17 protein-coding genes and 1 riboswitch are annotated in these 18655 nt (G+C 71.2%); of the genes, 5 read left to right on the plus strand and 12 right to left on the minus strand.

Features of this window, described 5'->3' with window-relative positions; all coding sequences use genetic code 11:
* The first annotated feature begins 104 nt into the window (after positions 1-104).
* On the plus strand, positions 105-713 hold the full coding sequence (locus ACLLJJ_RS04625; RefSeq protein WP_434587972.1) for a uridine kinase family protein: 609 nt from the start codon (positions 105-107) through the stop codon (positions 711-713).
* 386 nt (positions 714-1099) lie between these two features.
* A complete protein-coding gene (locus ACLLJJ_RS04630) occupies positions 1100-3016 on the plus strand; it encodes an AAA family ATPase (protein WP_434587973.1) in 1917 nt (638 codons plus the stop codon).
* A gap of 46 nt (positions 3017-3062) precedes the next feature.
* Here ACLLJJ_RS04630 and ACLLJJ_RS04635 read toward each other — a convergent pair whose 3' ends face one another.
* The 11 genes from ACLLJJ_RS04635 to ACLLJJ_RS04685 all read right to left on the minus strand — a co-directional run bounded on the left by ACLLJJ_RS04635 (position 3063) and on the right by ACLLJJ_RS04685 (position 13262).
* Complete coding sequence (locus ACLLJJ_RS04635; RefSeq protein WP_434587974.1) at positions 3063-4166, minus strand: hemolysin family protein; 1104 nt, start codon at positions 4164-4166, stop codon at positions 3063-3065.
* The gene (locus ACLLJJ_RS04640; protein ID WP_434587975.1) at positions 4163-5494 is read right to left on the minus strand and encodes a hemolysin family protein; all 1332 of its coding nucleotides are present in this window, start codon (positions 5492-5494) and stop codon (positions 4163-4165) included. The genes ACLLJJ_RS04635 and ACLLJJ_RS04640 overlap by 4 nt, the downstream gene beginning before the upstream one ends.
* A 181-nt stretch (positions 5495-5675) precedes the next feature.
* The gene (locus ACLLJJ_RS04645; protein ID WP_434587976.1) at positions 5676-6128 is read right to left on the minus strand and encodes a PH domain-containing protein; all 453 of its coding nucleotides are present in this window, start codon (positions 6126-6128) and stop codon (positions 5676-5678) included.
* A gap of 53 nt (positions 6129-6181) precedes the next feature.
* Positions 6182-7030, minus strand: a complete 849-nt coding sequence (gene hisG / locus ACLLJJ_RS04650; protein WP_434587977.1) for an ATP phosphoribosyltransferase — start codon at positions 7028-7030, stop codon at positions 6182-6184.
* A 58-nt stretch (positions 7031-7088) separates the two neighbouring features.
* Positions 7089-7361, minus strand: coding sequence for a phosphoribosyl-ATP diphosphatase (locus tag ACLLJJ_RS04655; RefSeq protein ID WP_214905880.1), 273 nt, complete (start codon positions 7359-7361; stop codon positions 7089-7091).
* Between the two features lie 34 nt (positions 7362-7395).
* On the minus strand, positions 7396-7881 hold the full coding sequence (gene ribH, locus ACLLJJ_RS04660) for a 6,7-dimethyl-8-ribityllumazine synthase (protein ID WP_434587978.1): 486 nt from the start codon (positions 7879-7881) through the stop codon (positions 7396-7398).
* Between the two features lie 49 nt (positions 7882-7930).
* Positions 7931-9220 (minus strand): bifunctional 3,4-dihydroxy-2-butanone-4-phosphate synthase/GTP cyclohydrolase II, encoded by a 1290-nt coding sequence (locus tag ACLLJJ_RS04665; protein ID WP_434587979.1) that lies wholly within the window; start codon positions 9218-9220, stop codon positions 7931-7933.
* The gene (locus tag ACLLJJ_RS04670) at positions 9217-9870 is read right to left on the minus strand and encodes a nicotinamide mononucleotide transporter family protein (RefSeq protein WP_434587980.1); all 654 of its coding nucleotides are present in this window, start codon (positions 9868-9870) and stop codon (positions 9217-9219) included. Before ACLLJJ_RS04670 ends, ACLLJJ_RS04665 begins: the two co-directional genes overlap by 4 nt.
* A complete protein-coding gene (locus tag ACLLJJ_RS04675; RefSeq protein ID WP_434587981.1) occupies positions 9867-10475 on the minus strand; it encodes a riboflavin synthase in 609 nt (202 codons plus the stop codon). The genes ACLLJJ_RS04670 and ACLLJJ_RS04675 overlap by 4 nt, the downstream gene beginning before the upstream one ends.
* A gap of 2 nt (positions 10476-10477) precedes the next feature.
* Positions 10478-11533, minus strand: a complete 1056-nt coding sequence (gene ribD, locus ACLLJJ_RS04680) for a bifunctional diaminohydroxyphosphoribosylaminopyrimidine deaminase/5-amino-6-(5-phosphoribosylamino)uracil reductase RibD (protein WP_434587982.1) — start codon at positions 11531-11533, stop codon at positions 10478-10480.
* A gap of 193 nt (positions 11534-11726) precedes the next feature.
* Positions 11727-11857: riboswitch (FMN riboswitch) on the minus strand.
* Positions 11858-12086: 229 nt separating this feature from the next.
* Complete coding sequence (locus ACLLJJ_RS04685) at positions 12087-13262, minus strand: ROK family transcriptional regulator (RefSeq protein WP_434587983.1); 1176 nt, start codon at positions 13260-13262, stop codon at positions 12087-12089.
* A gap of 113 nt (positions 13263-13375) precedes the next feature.
* On the opposite strand from ACLLJJ_RS04685, the gene ACLLJJ_RS04690 reads away from it, so the two are divergent.
* From ACLLJJ_RS04690 to ACLLJJ_RS04700, 3 genes are all read left to right on the plus strand, one after another.
* Entirely contained in the window at positions 13376-14590 is a 1215-nt protein-coding gene (locus tag ACLLJJ_RS04690) for an MFS transporter (protein WP_434587984.1), read from the plus strand.
* 126 nt (positions 14591-14716) lie between these two features.
* Positions 14717-16093 carry a uracil-xanthine permease family protein gene (locus ACLLJJ_RS04695; RefSeq protein WP_434587985.1) on the plus strand — a complete coding sequence of 459 codons (1377 nt, stop codon included), beginning with the start codon at positions 14717-14719 and terminating at the stop codon, positions 16091-16093.
* Positions 16094-16202: 109 nt separating this feature from the next.
* Positions 16203-16919 carry a DUF5995 family protein gene (locus ACLLJJ_RS04700; RefSeq protein ID WP_434587986.1) on the plus strand — a complete coding sequence of 239 codons (717 nt, stop codon included), beginning with the start codon at positions 16203-16205 and terminating at the stop codon, positions 16917-16919.
* 32 nt (positions 16920-16951) lie between these two features.
* Here ACLLJJ_RS04700 and ACLLJJ_RS04705 read toward each other — a convergent pair whose 3' ends face one another.
* A complete protein-coding gene (locus tag ACLLJJ_RS04705) occupies positions 16952-18643 on the minus strand; it encodes a flavin monoamine oxidase family protein (protein WP_434587987.1) in 1692 nt (563 codons plus the stop codon).
* Positions 18644-18655 lie beyond the last annotated feature (12 nt).

Here is an 18655-nt window from a genome sequence, read left to right on the forward strand (position 1 = left end):
CTTCTGCCAGCACCTGACGCCGCGTGGTTCCCACCAATATTGGTTTGGACCACTGGTGTGACCTGCGAGGCGCCCCGGCCCGGGATGGTCCTAGGGTGGACAGAGTGGAAGACTTGGACCGACTCGCCGCCCTGCTGACCGCACTGCCGCCCTCCTGCGGCCCGGTGCGGCTGGTCGCCGTCGACGGGCACGCGGGCTCGGGCAAGAGCACCTTCGCGGCCCGGCTCGCGGCGGCGCTCGGCGGCGCCCCCGTACTGCATCTCGACGACCTGGCCACCCACGAGCAGCTCTTCGGCTGGACCGGACGGCTGCGCGAGCAGGTGACCGGGCCGCTCTCCCGCGGCGGGAGCGCGCGGTACACCCCCTACGACTGGTCGCTGCGCCGCTTCGGCCCGCCGCGCCTCCTGGACCCCGCGCCGGTCGTGCTGATCGAGGGTGTGGGGGCCGGGCGCGGGGCGCTGCGCCCGGATCTCGCGTGGCTGCTGTGGATGGATCTGGACGCGCGCCGGTCCTGGGCACGGGGGCGGCGCAGGGACGGACCGGCCCAGTCCGGCTTCTGGGACGGGTGGACAGCGGCGGAGACGCGCCATTTCGCGACCGACCCCTCTCGGCCGTACGCGAATACGTTGGTACAGGAGAGGCAGGAGGGGTACAAGTGGCGCCATGGGCCCTCCGCGACAGCGCGAAGCGGCCCTTTTGGTCACTGCACGTGACCACCTGCCCCCGGCTTCCGGAACGGCTTGAAAACCGCCCCGGGAGTGCCTCAACTCCGCTTGACCCAAGGGGTGTACAGGTCTTACGTTCTCAATGTGCGGCTCTCCGGAGCCGCCGCAGACGCGAAGCCCCCGGTTGTTCCCCCGTGATCGGGGGCTTCGTTCTGCCCCCACAGCCCCCTGTCGGGCCGCCCAGTGGCGCCTTTCGCTCACCCTCGGTCACCGTGCGCGACCGACCTGCGCCACCCTTGGGCCGTAGCTCTCTGCACAGGTACGATGCCCTTCGGTGCGGTCAAATCCCGTCCGCGGCACGGCGGTTCTGAGACCTGGTTCTGCGACCTGCCGACGGGCGCCGGCCCGGCGGCACATCACGGGGGGCACAGTTTGTGGTGGACGTGACGGACTTCGGCACGCAGGGTGTGAACGCACCGGCCGACCTCGCCTGGCTGCGCGGCGTCGATGCCTACACGATGGGCGGGTATCCGCAGGCGGAGGAGGAGTTCAGGGCCGCCGTGCGGATGGATCCCGGCATGGCCGACGGCTGGCTCGGGCTGCACGCGCTGCGCGTCGACACGACCACCGCCCTGCTGCGCATGTACCGCCACCGCGAGCGCTTCGGCGAACAGCGCGCCCGGCACCGACGCACCATCAACTCCTGGTACTGGCTGGGCTGGTGGGTACAGCCCGTGCTGGAGAGCCCGCGCGATCTGCTGCTCGCGCACGCCTCGCACTGGCTCGACGGCCGCCATGTGCCCGAGCTGGACCGGGCACTGGCGGGCCTGCCGCCGGTGGACGCCGACCCGCAGGTGCGTTTCCTGCACGCGTGCCGCGCGTATCTGGTCAAGGACTGGGAGCAGCTCGTACGGCACACCGACCCGCTCGTCGACGACCCGCTGCTGGGCATCGAGACAGGGCTCTTCGGCGGGATGGCGCGGGTGCGTCTGGAGATGTACGGGCAGGCGGAGCCGATGCTGTCGGCCGCCCTGATGCGCTGTCGCAGCGAGCAGCCGCAGCGAAAGGAGCTGCGGTACTGGCTGGCGCGCGCGCACGAGGGCACCGGGCGCAGCGCCGCCGCGCTGCCGCTCTACCGGGCCGTGCACCGGGTCGACCCGGCCTTCATGGACACCTCGGCGCGGCTGGCGGCCATCGCCGAGGGGGACGGGTACGAGGACTCCACCGACTTCGCCGCCATGTCACTGGCGGGGCTCGGCCAGGACACCGCGGACGCGGCGGGTGACGCGGACACCCTGATCGGCCCGGACGCGCCGGAGGGCCGGGACCTGCGGCTCGGCGACGGGGTCCAGACCCCGCTCGGAGGCGCGGTCCCGCCGATCACGGGCGACGGCGTGCGGGAGAAGGCCGTCATCCCGGTGCGGGCGGCCGTGCCGTCCTTCCCGGCCGGTTCGGCCGACCCGGCGCTGCTCGCCGAGGCGCTCGCGGAGCTGGAGCGGATGGTGGGCCTCGATCCGGTGAAGCGCCAGGTCAAGGCGCTTTCCGCGCAGCTGAACATGGCTCGTCTGAGAGCGGGCGAGGGCCTTCCCGTACAGCCGCCGAAACGTCACTTTGTCTTCTCCGGACCGTCCGGCACCGGCAAGACCACCGTCGCCCGGATCCTGGGGCGGGTCTTCTACGCGCTCGGGCTGCTGGGCGGCGACCATCTGGTGGAGGCCCAACGCTCCGATCTGGTGGGCGAGTTCCTCGGCCAGACCGCGGTCAAGGCCAATGAGCTGATCGACTCCGCGCTCGGCGGGGTGCTTTTCGTCGACGAGGCGTACAGCCTCTCCAACACCGGTTACAGCAAGGGCGACGCGTACGGGGACGAGGCCCTTCAGGTGCTCCTCAAGCGCGCCGAGGACAACCGGGACCATCTGGTCGTCATCCTGGCCGGCTACCCGGAGGGCATGGACCGCCTGCTGGCGGTCAATCCCGGGCTCTCCTCGCGCTTCACCACCCGCGTCGACTTCCCCAGCTACCGCCCGCTGGAGCTGACCGCCATCGGCGGGGTGCTGGCCGCCGAGAACGGTGACATGTGGGACGAGGAGGCGCTGGAGGAGCTGCGCAGCATCAGTGGACACGTCGTCGACCAGAGCTGGATCGACGAGCTCGGCAACGGCCGGTTCCTGCGCACGCTGTACGAGAAGAGCTGCGCGTACCGGGACCTGAGACTCTCCGGCTACCCGGCCACCCCCACCCGCGACGACCTGTCCACACTGCGGCTGCCGGACCTGATGCAGGCGTACGGCGAGGTGCTGTCGGGCCGCGGCCCGGTGGGGCGCGGCAAGCAGGAACCGCCTCTGCTGTGACCGCCGGTGTGCGTGCCCCGGCGGGGGCACGCACACCGGCGGTGCGTCACCCGACCAGGGCCACCTGATCAGCGGCGTTCCCGACTGCCGGGGCGGTGTCCCTGGGCAGCCGGGGCACCACCACCCGGTGGGCGGGGTCGCGTACCTCGCCCACCAGCATCTCCAGTACGTCCTCCAGCGCGACCAGACCGAGCACCCGTCCCGATCCGTCCGCGACCTGCGCCAGATGCGTCGCGGCGCGGCGCATCACGGTCAGGGCGTCGTCCAGCGGCAGCTCCGCACTGAGGACGGCCATCGGACGCCAGATCTGCTGGGGCACGGCCCGCCCGGTCTCCTCCAGGTCCAGTACGTCCTTGACGTGCAGGTAGCCCATGAAGGCACCGCCGTCGGCGCACACCGGGAAGCGCGAGTAGCCGGTGCTGACCGTGAGCTCCTCGATCTCGCGGGGCGTGACCGAGGCGTCCACGGTGATCAGGGAGGCCCGGTCGAGCAGGACGTCGGCGACCAGGAGGCTGCCCAGTTCCAGCGCGTCCTCCAGGCGTTCCTGCTCCCCCGGCTCCAGCAGTCCGGCCTGCCCCGAGTCCTCGACGAGGCGGTTCAGCTGCTCACTGGTGAAGACCGACTCGACCTCGTCCCTGGGCTCGACGCGGAACAGCCGCAGCACCAGACGCGCACAGGCGCCGAGCCCCACCGTCACCGGGCGGCACAGCCGCGCGAAGCCGACCAGGCCGGGGCTGAGCCACAGCGCGGTCTTCTCGGGGGCGGCCATGGCGAGGTTCTTGGGGACCATCTCGCCGATCACGAGGTGCAGGACGACGACCACCGCCAGCGCGATCACGAATCCGAGGGGATGGATCAGCCCTTCGGGCAGGTGCACCGCGTGGAAGACGGGCTCCAGCAGACGCGCGACGGTCGGCTCCGCCACCGCGCCGAGGGTCAGCGAGCAGATCGTGATGCCGAACTGCGCCGCCGCCATCATCTGCGGAAGGCGCTCCAGGCCGTGCAGGACTTTCCTGGCGCGTGCGGAGCCGCCGGCCGCGAGCGGTTCGATCTGGCTGCGGCGTACGGAGATGAGCGCGAACTCGGCGCCGACGAAGAACCCGTTCGCCAGGACCAGCAGCACGGCGAACAACAGGTGCAGCACGTTCATCGCACGGCCTCCGGGACCTGCACGGTACGGACAAGACGGACCCGCTCCGCGCGATGGCGGTCCACCTGCCGCACACACAGGCGCCAGCCGGGCAGTTCGGCCCGGTCTCCGGGTGCGGGGATGCGCCCCAGCAGATCGGCCACCAGACCGGCCACGGTCTCGTACGGGCCCTCGGGGACTTCGAGGCCGATGCGCCGCAGGCCGACGACCCGGCAGCTGCCCTCGGCCTCCCAGGCGGGCTGGCCGTCCTCGGCGGGCACCGCGGCGAGCTCGGGTCGCTCGGCGCCCTCGTCGTCGTGCTCGTCCCTGACCTCTCCGACGAGCTCCTCGACGATGTCCTCCAGGGTGACGACCCCGGCCGTGCCGCCGTACTCGTCGACGACGACGGCGATCGGCTGCTCGCTGCGCAGCCGGTCCAGCAGCTGCTGGACGGGCAGGGTCTCAGGCACCAGGAGCGGCGGGACCGCGACCCGGTACACCGGGGTGCGCAGCCGCTCGTCCACCGGCACGGCGAGCGCGTCCTTGAGGTGGACCATGCCCACGATCTCGTCGATGCGCTCCCGGTAGACGGGGAAACGGGACAGGCCGGTGGCCCGGGTGAGGTTGAGGACGTCCGCCGCGGTCGCGGAGGACTGCAGGGCGCTGACCTTCACCCGCGGCGTCATGACGTGCTGCGCGGTGAGCCCGCCGAGCGAGAGGGCCCGTACGAACAAATCGGCGGTGTCCTGCTCCAGCGTGCCGGCCAGCGCCGAGTGGCGGGCGAGCGAGACGAGCTCTCCCGGGGTACGGGCGGATGCCAGCTCTTCGGTGGGTTCGACGCCCAGCATCCGCACGAGGCGGTTGGCGACGGAGTTGAGGAGGGAGATCACCGGCCGGAAGACGGTCGAGAACAGGTACTGCGGGCCGGCGACGAATCGTGCGACCTGCAGGGGCCTGGAGATCGCCCAGTTCTTCGGCACGAGCTCGCCGATCACCATCTGGACGGCGGAGGCGAGCAGCATGCCGACCACGACGGAGATGCCGGACACGGCGCCCTGGGGGACGCCGACGGCGGTGAAGGGGCCGGCGAGGAGGTGGGCCAGCGCGGGCTCGGCGAGCATGCCGACCACCAGGGAGGTGATCGTGATGCCGAGTTGGGTGCCGGAGAGCTGGAAGGAGAGCTCGCGCAGCGCGGTGACGACGGTACGGGCCCGCCGGTCACCCGCCGCCGCGGCGCGCTCGGCGTCCGGCCGCTCCACGGTGACCAGGCCGAATTCGGCGGCCACGAAGAACCCGTTGGCGAGGATGAGGAGGAAGGCTGCGGCGAGCAGCACGAGCGGGATGGTCATGCCGCCGACTCCGAAGAGGGGGCGGCGCAGGTACTACCGGACGATCCGTCCATTGCTGGAGGGAGTCACTCCTTGGGTCGCAGGTGCCCCGCGGCCCAGGTGCGGCCGTTCGGTGCGGGGCGGGCCGTTCTCGGCGCCACAGTCAACAGAGTAATCATTGGCGCGGCGAGCCGGGTGGGGCTCAGTCGGCGTGTGTGCCCGAGCCGTGGAATTCCGCCAGGGCGCGCAGCGCGCGGGCGTCACGGATGGCCTGCTCCTTGGCGATGCCGGGCTGGATTCCGAGGGCCGGCAGGCTGGTGCCGTCGCTCAGGTCGAGGAAGACCCAGGCGTCGCCGGGACGCAGGTTGACCTTCACGATCTCGGCCCACTCCAGCCGGCGCCTGGTGGTGAGGTTGACGACCGTGACCCCGGCCTCGTCGGCCTCCACCTTGGGGCGGCTCAGCAGCAGCATGACGCCGAAGAGCAGCAGCGCGGTGAAGATGAAGCTGACCCGCTCCCCCGGTGACAGGGTCTCCAGGAGCAGTGCGATCGCCGTGATGACGGCGAACATCGCCGCCCCGACGGTCAGCAGGACGGCCCGGGTGCGGGTCGGCCGGAACGTGACCGGCAGTATGGGCAGTTCGGACTGTGACACGGTGGCCGGATTCCTTCGGGCGGGGTGGGTCGGGGGCGCCGGGGCGCACCCGGTCAGAGACGGCAGGCGTGGATGGCCGTGGTGAGGATGGCGCGGGCGCCGATCTCGTACAGGTCGTCCATGACCCGCTGGGAGTCCCTGGCGGGCACCATCGAACGGACCGCGACCCAGCCCTCGTTGTGCAGCGGCGAGATGGTCGGTGACTCCAGCCCGGGGGTGAGGGCGACGGCCGCTTCGAGGTGCTCGGCGCGGCAGTCGTAGTCCATCATCACGTAGCTGCGGGCCACCAGGACGCCCTGCAGGCGGCGCAGGAACTGCTGGACCTTGGCGTCGTCGGCGGGAGCGCCGGTGCGGCGGATCACGACCGCCTCCGACTTCATGATCGGCTCGCCGATCACTTCGAGGCCGGCGTTGCGCAGGCTGGTGCCGGTCTCCACGACGTCCGCGATGACCTGGGCGACGCCCAGCTCGATGGCGGTCTCGACCGCGCCGTCGAGGTGCACGACGGCGGCGTCGATGCCGTTGTCGGCGAGGTGCTTGGCGACGATGCCCTCGTAGGAGGTGGCCACGGTCATGCCGCCGAAGTCCTTGACTCCCTGGGCGGTGCCCGGCCGGGTGGCGTACCTGAAGGTCGAGCGGGCGAAGCCGAGCCGGAGGATCTCCTCGGCGCTGGCCCCGGAGTCGAGCAGCAGGTCGCGTCCGGTGATGCCGATGTCGAGCTTGCCGGAGCTCACATAGATCGCGATGTCGCGCGGCCGGAGGTAGAAGAACTCGACCTCGTTCTCGGGGTCGACGAGGACGAGCTCCTTCGACTCCTTGCGCTGCTGGTAGCCGGCCTCATGGAGCATCGCCGACGCAGGTCCGGAGAGGGAGCCCTTGTTGGGGATGGCGATGCGCAGCATGAGGTCAGGTCCTTCTGTGCGGGAGTTTTCGGACGGGAGAGGACAGCGGGTGCGGTCCTCAGAGGTGGGCGTAGACGTCGTCGAGGGAGATTCCGCGGGCGACCATCATCACCTGGACGTGGTACAGCAGCTGCGAGATCTCCTCGGCGGCGGCTTCCTTGCCCTCGTACTCGGCGGCCATCCAGACCTCGGCGGCCTCTTCGACGACCTTCTTGCCGATGGCATGCACACCCTTGTCCACCAGTTCGGCGGTACGGGAGGTGGAGGGGTCGCCGTTGGCGGCCTTGAGCTGGAGCTCGGTGAAGAGCTCTTCGAAGGTTTTGTTCGCCATGATGGTCCTAGGGTAAGGGGTGGCCCGTGGCGACTCAGCGCCAGGGTTCGGCGACGGTGCGCAGCGTGGTCGCGGTGGCGACGGCGGCGGTCACGGCCTCGTGGCCCTTGTCCTCGGTCGAGCCTTCGATTCCGGCGCGGTCCAGCGCCTGCTGCTCGGTGTCGCAGGTCAGTACGCCGAATCCGATGGGAACCCCGGTGTCGACCGAGACCTGGGTCAGGCCCTGGGTGACGCCCTGGCACACAAAGTCGAAGTGCGGGGTTCCGCCGCGGATGACGACGCCCAGTGCCACGATCGCGTCGTAGCCCCGGCCCGCGAGGACCTTGGCGACGACCGGCAGCTCGAAGCTGCCGGGCACCCGCAGGACGGTCGGCTCGTCGATGCCCAGCTCGTGCAGGGCGCGCAGAGCGCCGTCGACGAGGCCGTCCATGACCTTCTCGTGCCACAGGGCCGCGATCACTGCCACCCGCAGGTCTCCGCAGTTCTTCACGCTCAGTACGGGTGCGCCCTTGCCGCTCACAGCTCTCCTCGTCGGTCGTGCTCACTGGTGGTGTTCATGCTGGTGGTGCTTACTGGTTTCCGCAGGTGGAAGCGGCGGGGTCCAGCCAGGGCAGGTCGTGCCCCATCCGGTCCCGCTTGGTCCGCAGGTACCGCAGATTGTGCTCGCCCGCCTGTACCGGCATGGGCTCGCGCTGGGTGACCTTGAGCCCGTGTCGTACGAGCGCCGCGGTCTTGTCCGGGTTGTTGGTCATCAGCCGGAGGCTGTGCACGCCGAGATCCTCCAGGATCTGCGCGCCCGCCGCGTAGTCGCGGGCGTCGGCGGGGAGCCCCAGTTCGAGATTGGCGTCCAGGGTGTCGCGGCCGAGCTCCTGGAGTTCGTACGCGCGCAGCTTGGACAGCAGCCCGATGCCGCGCCCCTCGTGGCCGCGCAGATAGACGACGATGCCGCGGCCCGCCTCGGTGATGCGCTGCATGGACGCCTCCAGCTGGGGGCCGCAGTCGCAGCGCTGCGACTGGAAGATGTCGCCGGTCAGGCACTCGGAGTGGACCCGGACCAGGACGTCCTCGCCGTCGCCGACCTCGCCGTGGACGAGGGCGACATGCTCGACGCCGTCCACGGTGGAGCGGTAGCCGTACGCCGTGAACTCCCCGAAGGTGGTGGGGAGATGGACCGTGGCCTCACGGCGGACCGTGGGGTCCGAGGTGCGGCGGTACGCGATCAGGTCCTCGATGGAGATGATCGTCAGGCCGTGCTTGCGGGCGAACGGGATCAGCTCGGGCAGTCGCAGCATCACCCCGTCCTCACCGGCGATCTCCACGATCGCACCGGCCGGGCGCAGGCCAGCGAGCCTGGCCAGGTCCACGGCGGCCTCGGTGTGGCCGTTGCGGACGAGTACGCCGCCGGGCTTGGCGCGCAGCGGGAAGACATGGCCGGGGCGGACGAAGTCGCCCGCGACACTCTCGCCGCCCGCCAGCAGCCGCAGCGTGGTGGCACGGTCGGCGGCGGAGATGCCGGTGCTCACGCCGTGCGCGGGGCTCGCGTCGACGGAGACGGTGAACGCCGTACGCATCGACTCGGTGTTGTTCTGCACCATCTGCGGGAGGTCGAGCCGCTCCAGCTCGTCGCCCTCCATCGGGGCGCAGATCAGGCCGCGGCACTCGCTCATCATGAAGGCGACGATCTCGGGGGTGGCCTTCTCGGCCGCGATGACGAGGTCGCCCTCGTTCTCCCGGTTCTCGTCGTCCACCACGACGACGGGACGGCCCGCCGCGATGTCGCGGATCGCTCGTTCGACCGGGTCGAGGGCGAGGTCCTCGACGTTGTCGGTGCTGTACCAGGTGGGCAGGGCAGTGGTCATGCTGCAGCTCCTTCCAGGGCGGGCCGCACGCTCGTACGCGAGCGTTGCCACCAGTCGTAGGCACCCCAGAGGACGAGGGCGAGGTAGACGACGTACACGAATCCGGAGAAGGCCAGTCCGCTGTTGAAGGCGAGCGGTACGCCGACGAGGTCGACCAGCAGCCAGGCGAACCAGAACTCGACCAGGCCGCGGGCCTGGGCGACCATCGCGACGAGTGTGCCGACGAAGATGTACGCGTCGGCCCAGGGGCTCCAGGACAGCGACGGGTACAGGGTGAAGAGCCCGCCGACGGCGAGGGTGCCCGCGACCGCCGCGGCGACCAGCAGACCCCGCTCGCGCCAGGTGGCGAAGCGGACGGCGATCGAACCGTCCTGGGCCTGCTGCCTGCCGCGCTGCCACATCCGCCAGCCCCACAGGGCGACGCCGATGACCAGCAGCTGCTTGCCGACGCCGCCGCTGAGATTGGCCGAGGAGTACGCGGCGACCAGGATGACGCCGGACAGGAACTGGGCGGGCCAGGTCCATATGGAGCGGCGCCAGCCGAGCGCGAGCGCGATCAGGCCTATGGTGTTGCCGATCATGTCGGACCACATGATGTGCTGTCCGAAGGCCGTGAAGGCCTCGCTGTTGAGCCAGGAAACGGCGCTCACTTCACGGTCTCCTTCCGGTCCGCGCCGAGCAGCCGCTCGACATACTTGGCGAGTACGTCCACTTCGAGGTTGACCGGGTCGCCGGCCTGCTTGATGCCGAGCGTGGTCAGGGCGAGCGTGGTCGGGATGAGGCTGATGGTGAAGTGGTCGGCTCCCGCGTCGACAACGGTGAGGCTCACCCCGTCGACGGTGATCGAGCCCTTCTCCACCACATAGCGGGAGAGGTCCGCGGGGAGCGAGACCTTGACGATCTCCCAGTGCTCGGAGGGTTCGCGGCCGACGATGGTGCCGGTGCCGTCCACATGGCCCTGGACGAGGTGTCCGCCGAGGCGCCCGCCGAGCGCCATGGGGCGCTCCAGGTTGACGCGCGAGCCGACGCCGAGGGCGCCGAGGCTGGAGCGCTTCAGCGTTTCGGCCATCACGTCGGCGGTGAACTCACCGTCCCCGAAGTCGACGACGGTGAGACAGACACCGTTGACGGCGATGGAGTCGCCGTGCTTCGCGCCTTCGGTGACGACGGGGCCGCGCAGGCGGAAGCGGGAGGCGTCGCCGAGGTTCTCGACGGCGGTGATCTCACCCAGTTCTTCGACGATTCCGGTGAACACGCTCAGCGCTCCTTCGGGGTGGCAGTGATACGCAGGTCGGGGCCGATGCGGACGGTCTCGGTCACATCGAGCCGCAACGCTTCGGTGAGGGTGGTGATTCCGGCGTCGCCGAGGGCGGCGGGGCCCGCGCCGAGAAGGACCGGGGCGAGGTAGCCGGTGACGGTGTCGACGGCGCCGGCCGCGACGAAGGCTCCGGCGAGCGTCGGGCCGCCTTCGAGGAGTACGGACACGACACCGCGGGCGTGCAGGGCGGCGAGCAGCGCGGGGATGTCCAGGCCGGTCGCGGTGCGCGGCAGCCTCAGCACGTCGGCGTGCGGCAGGTGCCCCGTGTCGGCGTCGTCGGCCACCGCGATCAGTGTGGGCGCGGCGTCGTCCAGGACGCGGGCGCCGGGCTTGACGGCGGTGGCGGAGGTGTCGACGACGACGCGCAGTGGCTGGGTGGCGCCCTCGATGCCGCGGACGGCGAGGTGCGGGTCGTCGGCGCGCATCGTGCCGGAGCCGACGACGACCGCGTCGGCCTCGGCGCGCAGCCGGTGGACGTCGGCGCGGGACTCGGCGGAACTGATCCAGCGGCTGGTGGAGTCGGCGGCGGCGATCCGGCCGTCCAGCGTCGCGGCGTACTTCCAGCGCACGTGCGGCCGTCCGCGGCGTACGGAGGTGAGCCACGCGGCGTTGCCGACCTCGGCCTCGGCGGCGAGCAGGCCCTCCCGGGCCTCGACGCCGGCCGCGCGCAGGGCGTCGCCGCCGCCGGTGGCCTGCGGGTTCGGGTCGCCGACGGCGTACCGCACGCGGGTGATTCCGGCGGCGATCAGCGCCTGGGCGCAGGGGCCGGTGCGGCCGGTGTGGTTGCAGGGTTCGAGGGTGACGTACGCCGTGCCGCCGCGGGCCCGCTCGCCCGCTGCCCGCAGGGCGTGCACCTCGGCGTGCGGGCCGCCCGCCCGCTGGTGGAAGCCTTCGCCCGCGAGCTGCCCCGAGGCGTCGAGGACAACACACCCGACGACCGGGTTGGGACTGGTGAGGCCGAGTCCGCGCGCAGCGAGCTCAATGGCTCGGCGCATGGCCTGTTCATCGGCTGCGGCTCGGGTGGCCACCGGTCTCCTGCCTTTACGGGGCACGGACTCCGGGGCCTGTCAATGACGACAGAAGAACGGGAACACCACTGGTCGGAGACGGCGACACCAAGGCCGGAAATACGGATCGCCCGTGGGACGAAACGCCGACAGCGGCGTACCGAAGACCTGTGAGGGCCCGCCGCGCACTGCCTCCCATCCGGACTTTCACCGTCGGTACAGGAATTTCACCTGTTCAACCGGTCACTGGAGGTGACCGGGTCGCGGACTATAACCGCCGGTTCGGAATTACACCGACCCCGGAGTGCGCTGCTATTGGTACACGGCCAGTCTGCCACGCCTGATCGACGGCCATACATGAACGACCTGTGGCCTGGCTCACACGGGCGCCCCGCGGTGTGCACGCGGCGGAGGGCCGGGTACTGGATCAGTAGTGGGCCGCCCGCGGGCACTCGATGCCCGGCGGCCCCCACGGCCGGCGCCCGGCGGCGGACACTTGGCCCTTGCCGTCGCCGGGTCCCGGGCGGGGCCGCCCGGCGGGTCACCCGGCCCCAGGGGCGAACACATCGTCCTGGGCCGCGTCCCTGGCCGTCAGCAGCGCCCCGCGCAGCACCGCCCCGTCGCCCAGCTCCCCCGCCCGTACCTCCGTGCGCAGCGGCGAGAACCCGGCCAGCCGGTCGGCCACCCGGTCGGCCAGCGCCGCGCCGCCCGCGTGCCCGATCTCGCCGCCCAGCAGGACGCAGCCGGGGTCGAGGACCGCGGTGACGGCCGCCACCCCGACCGCGAGGTGCTGGGCCAGCGCTTCGAGGAGGGGGGCGCCGCGCGAGCCCGCGGCCAGGGCGGCCCGCACACCGGCCGCCGCCGAGGTTCCGCCGTCCGTCTCGATGCCGTGCCGCACGGCGAGTTCGGCGACGGCGGCGGCGGACACCAGGGAGTGGAAGCCACCGTCGCAGCCGGTGGCCGAGGGCAGCCCGACGGTGCCGGGCACCGGCAGGAAGCCGATCTCGCCCGCTCCGCCGGAGGCCCCGCGGCGGAGCCTGCCGTCCAGGAAGAGGGCCGCGCCGACCCCGTGGCCGAGCCAGAGCAGTACGAAGGTGTCGCGGTCACGGGCCGCTCCGAGCCGCTGCTCCGCCACGGCCGCGAGGTTGGTCTCGTTCTCCACGAGCACCGTGGCCGGGAGCCGTTCCTGCAGGGCGGCGACCAGCCTGCGGTGCCAGGCGGGCAGCCCGGTGGTGTCGCGCAGCTCGCCGGTGGCGGGGTCGATCAGCCCCGGGGCGCCGATGCCGACGCTGTGCAGCCGCTCCGCGCCGGCCCGGCGGACGGTGCGTTCAAGGAGCGCCACGGCCTGTTCCACGGCGGGCCCTGTGCCGGTGGCGTTCTCGTCGATCGGCAGGGTCGCCTCGGCGAGGGTCGTGCCGAGCAGATCCGCGACCACGACGGTGACGCCCCCGGTCCGGACGTCGAGCGCGGCGAGATGCGCCCGGTCGGCCACGATCCCGTACAGCCGGGCGTTGGGCCCGCGCCGCTGCGCGCCCGCCTCGCCCACGACCGTGATGAGGCCGGAGCCCTGCAGCCGCTCCACCAGGTCGGCGATGCTGGGGCGGGACAGCCCGGTGAGTTTCTTCAGCTGTCCTGCCGTCAGTGGCCCCTCGTCCTGGAGCAGTCGAAGGGCGGACCGGTCGTTGATGGCCCGGGCGGTGCTCGGTGATGCGGGCATGCCACGGATCCTCTCAGATTTATTTCACCTATTTATCAGGCAGGGTTCCTGATAGTTTACGGCCGCACGTGGGACGGGCCGGGCGGGACAGGGATCGGGGAGGGCGGGGACGTATGGCAGGCGAGAAGGTCTTCAGTCAGCAGCAGTTGAGGCAGGCACGGATCGCCGTGGCCGCCGTCTTCTGTGTGCACGGCGCCGTCACGGGCAGCTTCGCCACCCGGATCCCGTGGATCGCGGACCACGCGTCGGTCGGCGCGGGACAGTTGGGCCTCGCGCTCGCCTTTCCCGCCATCGGCGCCTCGGTGTCGATGCCACTGGCCGGGGCGATCAGCCACCGCTTCGGGGCGCGCACCGCGCTGCGCGGGCTGCTCAGCCTGTGGACCCTCGCGCTGGCCCTGCCCGCACTCGCGCCCAATCTGCTCACCCTGTGCGCCGTTCTCTTCGTGTACGGCGCGACGGCGGGCATGTCGGACGTGGCGATGAACGCCCTGGGTGTCGAGATCGAGAACCGGCTCGACCGGTCGATCATGTCGGGGCTGCACGGCATGTGGAGCGCGGGCGCGTTGATCGGATCCGCCGCGGGCACAGTCGCCGCCCATCTGGGCAGCGACGCCCGGCTGCATCACATGCTCGCCGCGGCAGCCCTCACGGTGGCCGGTCTGGTCGCCTGCCGGCACGTCCTCGACCTGCGCAGCGCCCCCGACGAGGTGGCTCCGCCGCGCTTCGCGCTGCCGCCGAAGTCGGCGCTGGCCATTGGCGCGATCGGCTTCTGCGCGGTCTTCGCGGAGGGGGCGAGCCTGGACTGGTCGGCCGTCTACCTGCGGGACGTACTGGAGACCTCGCCCGGTCTCGCGGCCGCTTCGACCACCGCGTTCGCCCTGACCATGGCCGTGGCGCGGTTCGCCGGGGACAGGGTCGTCGACCGGTTCGGTCCGGTACGCACGGTCCGGGTGGGCGGTGTCACGGCGACCGTCGGCGGCGCCCTGGTCGTGCTGGCCCCCCATCCGGCGGTCGCGATGGCCGGTTTCGGGCTCGTCGGGCTGGGCGTCGCGGTCGTCGTTCCGTTGGCCTTCGCCGCGGCCGGCCGCAGTGGGCCCAACCCAAGCCAGGCCATCGCGGGCGTCGCGACCATCACGTACACCTCCGGGCTGATCGCCCCGTCGGCGATCGGCGCGGTCGCCGACGCGACCTCGCTGGTGGTGTCGTTCGGGCTGGTCACGGTGCTGGCGTTCGGCCTGGTGGTGGGTGCGGGGGTACTGCGCTCGGCCGGGCGCACAAGTGCGCCGACCGGCGCGGCGCAGAAGCCGGTTCCCGACCCGCGGCCGTGAACCGACCGCGCCAGCAGGGAAACCCGGCGGCCTCTCAGCGGCACGGCGAGTGAGGGACTCTTTTCGGCCTTAGCATGACGCTGATCTTTTCCGAATCTTTCCGACCGATTCTGTACGGGAGCCACCATGAAGCTCGGGGTGCGCTGGACCCTGCACGGCGACGGGCGGAACCCCGCCCCCGGCGCCGTGGTACGCCCCGACGAGCGGCTGTCCTGGCCCCGCACGGCCGGGCTCGGCGCCCAGCACGTGGTGGCGATGTTCGGGGCGTCGTTCGTCGCGCCGGTACTCATGGGCCTGGATCCCAATCTGGCCATCATGATGTCCGGTGTCGCCACCGTCATCTTCCTGCTGGCCACCCGCGGCAAGGTGCCCAGCTATCTGGGCTGTTCGCTCTCCTTCGTCGGCGTCGCCGCCACGATCCGGGCCTCGGGAGGTGACAGCGCCACCGTCACCGGCGCGGTCCTCGTGGTCGGCGCCGCGCTCTTCCTCGTGGGCCTGGTGGTGCGGCGGTTCGGCGCCCGGATCATCCACGCGGCGATGCCGCCGGTGGTCACCGGCTCGGTCGTCATGCTGATCGGCTTCAATCTGGCGCCGGTCACCGCGTCGACGTACTGGCCACAGGACCAGTGGACCGCGCTGCTGGTGATGCTCTTCACCGGACTGGCCGTGGTGTGCCTGCGTGGTTTCTTCTCGCGCATCGCGATCTTCCTCGGCCTGCTCTTCGGGTACGGGATCTCCTGGGTCTTCGACCGCGTCTTCGGCCGGATCCACTCCCCGTCCGGTGGAGCCGAGGCGGTGGACCACTGGCGCCTGGACCTCTCCGCGGTCGGCAACGCCGACTGGGTCGGCCTCCCGTCCTTCCACGGTCCCAGTTTCGAATGGTCGGCGATCCTCGTCGCCCTGCCCGTCGTCATCGCGCTCGTCGCGGAGAACGCGGGGCACGTCAAGGCCGTCGGCGAGATGACCGGCGACCCGCTCGACGACGAGCTGGGCACCGCGATCGCGGCCGACGGCGTCGCGTCCATGCTGTCCACGGCGGTCGGCGGGCCGCCCAACACGACGTACTCCGAGAACATCGGGGTGATGGCCGCGACGCGCGTCTACTCGACCGCCGCGTACTGGGCCGCCGCCGGATTCGCGCTCCTCTTCGGGCTCTGCCCCAAGTTCGGCGCGGTCGTGGCGGCGATTCCCGGCGGTGTACTCGGCGGGATCACGGTCATTCTGTACGGCATGATCGGCCTGCTCGGCGCCCAGATCTGGATCAACGCGAAGGTCGACATGCGCAATCCGCTGAATCTGGTGCCTGCCGCGGCGGGCATCATCATCGGCGTCGGCGGAGTCGGTCTGAAGTTCTCCGACAACTTCGAGCTCAGCGGTATCGCACTCGGCACGATCGTGGTCATCACGGGCTACCACGTGCTGCGGGCGCTGGCGCCCGCGCATCTCAAGGGCCAGGAGCCACTGCTGGACGAGGGCACGTCGTCGTACGACGCGGAGCGCTAAGCCCTGCGGGGCGCTTCCCCTGCCCGCGCCCGGCGCGCCCGTTCGCTCGTTCTGGGGAAGCCACCGCCGCCCGCGCCGGGCGAAGGGCCCGGGCTGCGAGGCTGCCCGTATGACGCAGATCGAGCAGCAGATCGAGCGCTTCCCCACCCCGGCCGAGCTCGCCCCGCACTCCGTGGACACCGTCGTCGCGCGGATGCGCGCCCACCACTCCAGCTGGCTGCCGTCCGACGGCCTCGCGGTCTTCAACGGGGTCTATCTGACGGTCACCGAGGAGATCGGCCGGCGGATCGAGCGCGGCGTGTTCCCCGACGCCCGCAGCGCCGTCACCCTCGACGTGCTCTTCGCCGAGCGGTACCTGGCCGCCGTCGACGCCTCGGTCGCGGGGCGACGTCCACCGGACTGCTGGCGTCCGCTGATGCAGTACCGGCACCATCCGGGCGTGAGCCCCGTGCAGTTCGCGCTCGCCGGGATCAACGCACACATCGGGCACGATCTGGCCCTGGCCGTCGTCGACAGCTGCCATGCGCTGGGCTGCCTGCCGGCCGACCTGGAGGCCGACTTCGACCGGGTGGGCGACACGCTCGTCGCGCTGGAGGAACGTATCCGTGAGGATCTGATGCCCGGACCCGATCTCCTGGAGATCGCCGATCCGCTCACCCATCTGCTCGGCTCATGGAGCCTGGACCGGGCGCGGGACGCCGCCTGGTCCGCCGCCCGGCTGCTCTGGAGCCTGCGTGAACTGCCGGAGCTGGCCGATGAGTTCAGGCAGCGCATGGACGGCGCGGTGGGGCTCGTCGGGCGCTGCCTGTTGACCCCGGCGGGCTGACCCCGGCCGGGGCCAGGCCCGTCGACGTCCGCTCAGTCCTCGGGCAGCTCGACCGGGGCGATCTCGTCGTAGAGGTCACCGGGGCCGGGGTTGGAGGCGTCGGTGGCGCCGCCGAGTTGGTGCATCACACCCCACACCGCGTTGAGCGCGGTCTGTACGGCGCCTTCCGCCCAGCCCGCGGTCCACGAGATGTCGTCGCCCGCGAGGAAGATGCCACGCTTGTCCTCGGGCAGCCGGTCCTGCATGAAGTGCGTGAACAGGCGCCGCTGGTACCGGTAGTGGCCGGGCAGGTTCGCCTTGAACGCGCCCATGAAGTACGGCTCGTTCTCCCAGGAGACGGTGACCGGGTTGCCGATGATGTGACGGCGGATGTCGACCTTCGGGTAGATCTCGCCGAGCGACTTCAGCATGACCTCCATCCGCTCGTTGGCGGACAGCGGCAGCCACTTGAGGCTGTCGTCGCACCAGGTGTACGAGAGGCAGATGGTGGCGGGCTTGTCCGGGCCGTCGTCCAGCAGGTACGTGCCGCGGGTCATCCGGTCGGTGAGCGTCATCGACATCACGTCGCGCCCGGTCACCTCGTCCTTGTCCAGCCAGAACGGCCGGTCGACGGGCACGAACAGCTTGGACGACTCCATGTAGTGGGTGCGCTCCATCGCCGTCCAGTGGTCGATCGGGAAGAGCGAGTCGTCACAGGTGATCTTGGAGAGCAGCAGCCAGGACTGGGCGGTGAAGATCGCGGCCTGGTAGGTGCGGATGTCGCCGGAGGCGTCGGTGACGGTGATCCGGTTGCCCGCGGTGCGGTGCATCCGCGTCACCGCGGGCTTCGGGGCGCCGTCATGGAGCGACTTCAGCGACGTACCGGCGGGCCAGTGCACGAGCTTCTGCGGCTCGCGCTCCCAGAGCCTGACCGGGAGCTGCTGGCTGCCGCCGACGATGCCGCGATGGTGGTCGTCCGCCTCGGTGTAGACGACCCGCAGGATCTCCAGGATGGAGTTGGGGAAGTCGGTGTCCCAGCCGCCGGTGCCGAAGCCGACCTGACCGAAGATCTCGCGGTGCCGGAAGGACTTGAAGGCCTCCGACTCGCAGAGGAAGCCGTAGAAGGTCTGGTTGTCGAGCTTCTCGACGAGTTTGGCCCAGATCTCGCGGATCCGCGGAACATCGCGCTCCCGCATGGCCTGGTTCATGTCGGAGAAGTCCGCGCCCTCTTCCAGACAGGCATTCCAGGCGTTCATGACATCGCGGTAGACCTGCGGCAGGTCGTCGACGGTCACGGCGTAGTGCGACTCGCCCTTGAGGTCGACGACGGTCGACGGGGTCTCGGGGGCCAGCGGGTTGGGGAACGCCTTGGTCTCCAGGCCCACCAGGTCGATGTAGTGGTTGAGCGCCGTGGAGGACGGCGGGAAGCGCATGGCGCCCATCTCGGCGGTCAGCGAGGTGTCACAGCCCTCGAAGCCGACCGTACGCAGCCGGCCGCCTATCTGGTCGGCCTCGTAGACGACGGGCTTGAGGCCCATCTTCATCAGCTCGTACGCGGCGATGATGCCGGAGAGACCGCCGCCGATGACCGCGACCTCCGTGCCGTGCTCGGTCGCCGGTATCTGGCCGAGGCCCGCCGGGTGCGCGAGGAAGTCGTCGTACGCGTAGGGGAAGTCCGGCCCGAACATGGTGATCGGCGGCTGCGCGTCGATGTGCTGGACAGCGGTGGGCACCGTGGACGTCATGGGGTACGGACT

Source organism: Streptomyces sp. A5-4, from assembly GCF_051131715.1.
Lineage (GTDB): Bacteria > Actinomycetota > Actinomycetes > Streptomycetales > Streptomycetaceae > Streptomyces.